The organism is Thiolapillus sp. (assembly GCF_048562965.1).
Taxonomy (GTDB): Bacteria; Pseudomonadota; Gammaproteobacteria; order Chromatiales; family Chromatiaceae; genus Thiolapillus; species Thiolapillus brandeum_A.
This window is the reverse complement of record NZ_JBHNMF010000703.1, coordinates 1-1,570: the sequence shown is the minus strand read 5'-3', so window position 1 is coordinate 1,570 and position 1,570 is coordinate 1. Positions and strand designations below refer to the sequence as shown.

Genomic DNA, 1,570 nt, shown 5'->3' with positions numbered 1-1,570 from the left:
CTAAGTAAATGCTGTAACTGTCGCTGACTATCCCTTTCAAAAGGGAAGGAGGCATCCACACGTTTATCCAGTCGCCAATACCCCAAACCCTGGTCCAACCTCATAGTCCAATTCTCCCCATCCTTCCACTGAATTGTCAGTGTGCGGGCATGTGGGACTTCCTGTTTACGCTTTTCTATCAAACGAAATTCCCCGAGTGTTCCAAATATCTGTTCGAACAGTTCACGTCTTACCTGCCTATCCTGCCAATCGTGAAAAAGAAGATATGGGTTCCGTGTCTCGTCTCGTTTTAATAGTTCCGTGATCAGCTGAATTTTTGATTCCTCACCGAGTCCTCCGGGATAATCCATGAGTTCATGAAAAAACGAGAATAACAACAGCAGTACCAACGGCGATTTCACATATCTATCGCTGTAAGAAATCGTCACAATTTTTTCACCTGACGCGAGTCTTTGCGATATAACCTCATCCTTTTCACAAATAAGTTTCCAGGCGCGTTGTCCAAACCCAACTGCGAGGCCATCCAATTCCCGATGGATATTGATTTCTACTAGACCGGGAGCCGTATGCCTTAAACCTGCAGGTGATATTTCCTTCCAATCACTGGAAATAGGGGACAACGCATGAGGACCTCTTGTAATCAGAAACCGCGTTTCTTCTGTGCCAGTACCCCACGTTTCCCCCGGCACCGTCGCTTGTTCTCCGGTGGCGGCCCAGCGGACAAATCCTGTCACCCCACCCATTTCCAGTACCAGTGGTAAGGCATTGTCGCTATCACCTATCAACATCTCCTGTCCTGATGCAAGCAAGAGAGAAGCGCCGGTCACTTCCATCACTGCTGCCAACTCTCCTGATTGTGACTGGGTTAAGAGGTTGATGCATCGGCTGTCAGCAATCAGAATTATCCGGATATCGTTTTGACGCAGTTTTTCTAGCTTCTGGCTCTGCAACCACTGCAGCGGCTCCCAGTCCTCTATCCTACCTCCCAAATAGAATCGGAATTCGTCTATATTCTTGTATTGCAATTCACGTTGAATGGCAATGGATAACGGCTCAAGCTCTAATTTGCTCTGTTCTCCAAAGACCTTTAGTTCATTTGGAAGCCTCAGCGCATCCAAGTAATTGGCGCTTAGTAAAGACTGTGCTGCCCGCCTGTCTAGCAGTTCAATATGATGCTGGGTATCATGAGTTAGAAGGCAGGCTTGGCAAGCTTTATCACAATGGCATTCCAGCAACTTCGCCGCTTCTTCCAATAAGGCCGGCAGCTGCCAAGCCACCTGAGTCACATAGCCCGCACCGCCAGATGCTGTGTCATAAAGAAAAATAGATCTGGCTGACTCACCTTTTGGCCCGCGTGATGCCTCTGTATGTATGCCAATCTCATCCTGTTCAATGCCAATGGATCGACACAATGCTCTGCGCAATACAACGGCGATAGAGTAAGCTTGGAAAGGACTGATTGCATTGCCGGTTTCCGGTTCACATAGCTGCAGTTCAAAAATATCGGTATAGAGAGACGCACCCAACAGCAAGCCATCCTTAATTGCTCCTAGCTCATCATTACCTGGAC

Annotated in this window: 1 protein-coding gene; it reads right to left on the bottom strand. The window is 47.9% G+C overall.

Annotated features, from left to right (window positions below; genetic code table 11):
• Nucleotides 1–1,570 (bottom strand): DUF1998 domain-containing protein (locus tag ACOCD2_RS19340; protein ID WP_419625920.1); only part of this gene is annotated, 1,570 nt, incomplete at both ends.